Below are 3,310 nucleotides of genomic sequence, written 5' to 3' on the forward strand. Positions count from 1 at the left end.
TTCAAACCAGTACGACAGCCCTTCTTCCGCGAGCAGCCGCTGGACAAAATCGAAATCCGTTTCGCGGTACTGGGTGATCAGCGGGCGCGGGGCGACGGTGCCGGCGTTTGCGACCCGCACATCGAAGCGGGCGATCGGGTAATCGCCCAATACCGCCTGCACGACGTCCAGCGCGCTTTGATCCTGAAAGATGCGGCTGGTGCGGCGCGCGCGTACTTGGGCGTGGCGTGCCCCGTACCAGCTTTGCCCGCTCAACCCTGATTCAGATCCCACTGCCAGATCGTTGCGCCGTAGTCGCCGCCCAAGTCTGGCATCACTTCGCCCGCCGCGAACTGCCGCCGCGAGTTGGCCTTGGCAGGGGTGCTCCACCAGCCTGCGTGCGGACAGGGTTTGCCTGCAACGCAGCGCATCACAACACCCTGACTGATTTCGTCGGATGCTCCGGGAGTACCACCGCCAAAGTCCGCGACACGCTCAACGAGCGTCCACACAGTGTCAGCTTCGCCGATGTTCTGCATGGTTTTGGGGTCGTATCCGATACTCGCGGTAACGACCTCGCTGCCTTTCCAGTAGAAAGCGGGAACACTGTCGTCGGCGTCAGGCAGGTAAATGCCGTCGACCGGCGCAGTTCCGCCAGTCGCCACTCGCACCTTGGGGTTAAGCCGATAGACCGGCCAAGAAGGGGGGGGGGCGAGCGGGCCGCGGCTGTCTTTGGAGTATCGCGAAGAGAGGCTCCCTGGATTCCAGCCAACATGGTCAGTGAAGGAAATATTGCTGGCCAGCGTCGAAGCTTCGAGTTCTCCGTCATACCATCGCGACAAAAACGGCTCCGGCATCCACCCAGCCGGGTAGTCCCGGCTCTGGCCGGTGAAGGCCGTATTGACGTTACCCGCCACCCCAAGCACCGATGGATCACCGGCCAGCAACTGCGGGTAGGCCTTATCGAGAATCGTCAGCGTATCGCGGAAGTTCGGCAGCACCACCGTGCCCCAGGTGATGTCCGGCTGTTCCCAGCGCTGACGTTTGCGGTAGCCGGGCGGCAGGTGGTGCATGACGTAATCCAGCGCATCTTCGGCGGCCTGCACGGCCATGGCGAACGCGTCGCGCATCTGCTTGAAGTATTCAGGGCTGCTATAGCGTTCGAGCAGGTAAATTTCCTGCGGGATCAGGTGCGTGGCCATTATTGATTTCTCGGATTCCAGTTATTGGTCAAGGTCGGCACGCCGACCAGATCGATGTGCTCACCCGCGTCGCCGTAGCCCCAGCCGGTCGGCCGGCGTTTGCCGAGATAGGCTTTGTCCAGATCGGCCGGGTCGAGTACGAGCTGTTTGCCGCCGCCCACGGCCCAAATCGACTTTCCGTCTGCATCCTTGACCGCCCGGCCCGCAGAATCCTTGAGTTCCTGCGAGGCGGCTTCGCCTTCCCAAGTGCGCAGCGGCTTGCCCGGCGGCACGGTGTAGGTGACATATTCACCGTTGCGGTTCCAGTTCATCCACACCGCGAAACGCTCGCGCCAGTCGCTCTTGCTCTTGAGCAATTCGAATTCTTCCTTGGTCATCCAGCAAATGCTGTTGTCGGCTGAATTCGGATCGAGTACCCGGTAGAGCGTCGTGCCTGGCGGAAATTCGCGTGGCTCGATGGTGTGGAAGGTGTTGAATTTGCCGCGCAGCATGTCGCGCGGGCTCGTCTTGCTGATATTCGGGTAGCCATGCGGAATCGACGGCGCATCTTGGAGCGCTTTCTTTGGTGCCTTCGTTGATGCTTTGACCCAGCTCGGCAGATCCGCCTTGATCGAAGCAATCTCCGCCTCAAGCGTTGTCGGCGTGAAGCGGTGCGGCGTATGCGCATTGGTGTACGCACGGTAGTTCATGTCGGCTTCGACTTCGAGCCGGCGCGCCAGCTTGTCGAGCCAGTCCTGAAGGGGCTTCACCACTTCGGACAAAGACTTGTTTGCCTGATCACGCACCGCCTTGACCGAGCGAAGCAAGTCCGCCGCCTTGCTCTGGAGCGCCGCACTGCCCCATTTCTGGATCAGGTCGCAGAGGCTTGCAAGTGCGTCTGCGAGATCGTCGAACACACTCATCAGCCGGCTCGTGGATACAAGGCCTTTCACGTCACGCACCTTGCGCGCGAGGTACTTCCAAACGTTGTCGATCTTCAACACTGCAAGCGTCTTGCGTACCGCCGGATGCGCCAAGTGTTGGTTCAATTTGACGATACTGCTTTCAACAAAAGGCGCCGTGTTCTTCCACAGGGAACTATCCAGCGTTTTCGCTGCGCCCTTGAAGGCGTACTTGCGGCCATAGTTGAACGGAATCTTCAGACAGCCCTTAGCGAGCGAACCCAAGCACGGGAATAGCCCAATCAGCGTCAACGCCAGTGCCAGCCATGCGAGTTTGTTGCTGGTGTCTTGGTTGATTTTCCTGCAGTTCGCGACGACATCGCGTATGTCGCACAATTGGTCGACCAGCGGGATCATGGAAATCACGGTGCCGGTAACCACCTGCGCGGTGCTCTGATCGTCCGCGAAGTCACCCTGCAATACCACCCAGACCCACTCGGCCGCAGCGGTCATATCCTGCTTGGCACTCTGCACCCACCGGTTCGGTGCAGCGGCATACCACGACAGTGCGTTTTCGAATTCTTCCCACATTCTTGGTTAATCCTTGGCTCAAGCCATCCGGCTACGGGCGGCGGATACGGCGAGCTTCAACGCATCCCAGGGTTTCTCGGGTTCCGGTTGGCGCGGCTCATACTCCACGCGCTCGGCCTTCAGGGGCACGCCGTCGTGGCGGGCAAATCCGTTGTCATCAAGAACACCCGACACAACGGCACCGCCTTCGAAGTAGATCTTGTAGGCCTGCTGAGCCATCGGTGCGCCCTCTGCGTCACGGTGGTCAATTTCGATCCAGTTTTGAAACGCCATGCTGCCATCAGGCAGAGGTGGCATCTCCGCCGCCGCACTCCCGCCCCCCTCAAACGCATGGCTCGCGCCCTTCACCTCGAATTTGCCGGGGCATTTGAATGTGATGTTGGCGCCGTTGAGTTCGATCTGGCTTTGGCCAGCACTGAGCACGATTTTCTGCTGGGCGAGGATGTCGATGCCTTCCCCGCTGCTGGTGACGCTTACGGATTTGTCGGCGGCGAGTTCGAGGGCGTCGGTGTGGGCGCGCAGCGATAGGGGGCCGGCTGCGGCGACGGCCGCGAGATCCTCAGTGGCGGTGAAGAGGCTGACTTCGCGCGCGGCGGTGAGGCTTGCACTATGGCCTGCGGCGAGGTGGCTGTCGCCGTGGGCAGTGAGACTGGCGCT

Annotated in this window: 4 protein-coding genes; all 4 read right to left on the reverse strand. The window is 61.0% G+C overall.

All coding sequences use genetic code 11. The annotated features are described in order from the left end of the window. On the reverse strand, nucleotides 1–273 hold a 273-nt coding region (locus GGR36_RS21470), incomplete at its 3' end, for a contractile injection system protein, VgrG/Pvc8 family (protein WP_183638597.1). Further along, nucleotides 252–1,181: a hypothetical protein gene (locus tag GGR36_RS21475; RefSeq protein WP_183638601.1), complete on the reverse strand. Its 930-nt coding sequence runs from the start codon at nucleotides 1,179–1,181 to the stop codon at nucleotides 252–254. The genes GGR36_RS21470 and GGR36_RS21475, both read right to left, overlap by 22 nt. After that, nucleotides 1,181–2,653 (reverse strand): hypothetical protein, encoded by a 1,473-nt coding sequence (locus GGR36_RS21480; protein WP_183638604.1) that lies wholly within the window; start codon nucleotides 2,651–2,653, stop codon nucleotides 1,181–1,183. The genes GGR36_RS21475 and GGR36_RS21480 overlap by 1 nt, the downstream gene beginning before the upstream one ends. An 18-nt stretch (nucleotides 2,654–2,671) precedes the next feature. Next, a partial coding sequence (locus GGR36_RS21485; RefSeq protein ID WP_183638607.1) for a DUF2345 domain-containing protein occupies nucleotides 2,672–3,310 on the reverse strand: 639 nt, incomplete at its 5' end.

The organism is Niveibacterium umoris (assembly GCF_014197015.1).
Classification (GTDB): domain Bacteria; phylum Pseudomonadota; class Gammaproteobacteria; order Burkholderiales; family Rhodocyclaceae; genus Niveibacterium; species Niveibacterium umoris.

Bases quoted from the DNA above. Each gene is read 5' to 3' on its own strand.
- GGR36_RS21480 (WP_183638604.1), bottom strand. From the start codon at position 2,653: ATGTGGGAAGAATTCGAAAACGCACTGTCGTGGTATGCCGCTGCACCG.
- GGR36_RS21475 (WP_183638601.1), bottom strand. From the start codon at position 1,181: ATGGCCACGCACCTGATCCCGCAGGAAATTTACCTGCTCGAACGCTAT.